At 49.5% G+C, this 1,274-nt stretch carries 1 protein-coding gene; it reads right to left on the reverse strand.

Annotation, left to right across the window (positions count from 1 at the left end; genetic code table 11):
• Positions 1-8: 8 nt before the first annotated feature.
• Positions 9-1,274, reverse strand: a 1,266-nt coding sequence (locus tag KDK18_RS07055; protein WP_257254173.1) for a hypothetical protein, incomplete at its 5' end; no start/stop codon positions are given.

A 1,274-nucleotide genomic window follows, 5' to 3' on the forward strand; every position in this document is an offset into this window, starting at 1 on the left:
GTATTAGATCAATTGTTACTCACACTTTCTTTTTGGGGGCTGTGGTCACTGTCCTTATTCACACCACAAAGCTTGCGTTTTCGATGTATTTTTCTGTGATCCGTCAGGGCTCTGGAATTTTTGCAAACCTTTCCGCATGGCCACTGCTTGCCATCGACTCCGACCACTTTTACGTCACAGGTTTGTTGGCTGGTGTGGTTACTTCTTTTGTGATCCGACAGGGCTTGAGCATTCCTGTAGACTTTTCCGCATCGTCTCAACAGACCATCTTCCCCGAACACCGCCACTTTACAGACTTGTCGCTCGGTGTGGTCTTTTCTTTTGTGATCCGACAAGGCTCTGCTACTACTGCAGACCGTATCGCACGGGTGCATCACGCCATCCGCTCCGATTACTGTTTTGACGCAGATTTGTTGTCCGCTGTGCTCTCTTCTTTTGTGATCCGTCAGAGTGCCAGCATTCTTGCAGACCATTCCGCAAGGTCGCGGCTTACCATCCTTCCCGACCACGTTATCGACACAGGTTCGTTGTCCACTATGGATTCTACTTTTGTGAGATGACAAAGATAGAGCGTTCTTGAAGGTTATTCCACATAGCTGCCGCTGGCCATCCTTACCGACCATAGTAAACTGACAGATTAGTCGTCCGCTGTGGTCTTTCCTTCTGTGATCCGCCAGGGCTCCACTATTCTTGCAAGTCTTTCCGCATAGCCGGGTCTGACCTTTTTCCCCGACTACGATCAAGGTACAGGTTTTTTGCTTGCTGTTGCAGTTGCTTTTACAATCCAACAGGGTTTGTTGGCGATCTGTCGATCCGAACATAACATTCTTAGTGGCACCAGAGGCCTGTACCGGGGCTGTCTGGGAAAGATGAGGTTGGCTCTGACCGAATTGGGATGGCTCAGTGGTTGTTTGTGTTTCTGAAGTCCAAAATGGGTGTATAAGCGTGTCAGAATTAGAAGAGATCCCGTCCCCTTCCTGAAGATCAGGTAAATAGAGTGGCCCGGAAGTATCCATTGTAAAGGCGCCCACCGTGCTCAATGGGTCTTGGGAATATCTGGGGTATAAAGGATAAGCATGGCTTGAGTAAAGAAAACAGTCTCCATCGAACGGATGTGGGCGTGAGCCTTGTCCGGGTGTGACTCCTGTCGAACTTTCTGCGGAATTCAGCGACCATTTAGCGAGCTTTCTGCTACCGGATGACGGTCGGAATTGGCAGACGCCACGACAGGGGTGGACGAAACAATTTAAATCCAACGTATGTGAGTGTTCCTG

This window comes from Endozoicomonas sp. SESOKO3, assembly GCF_024606255.1.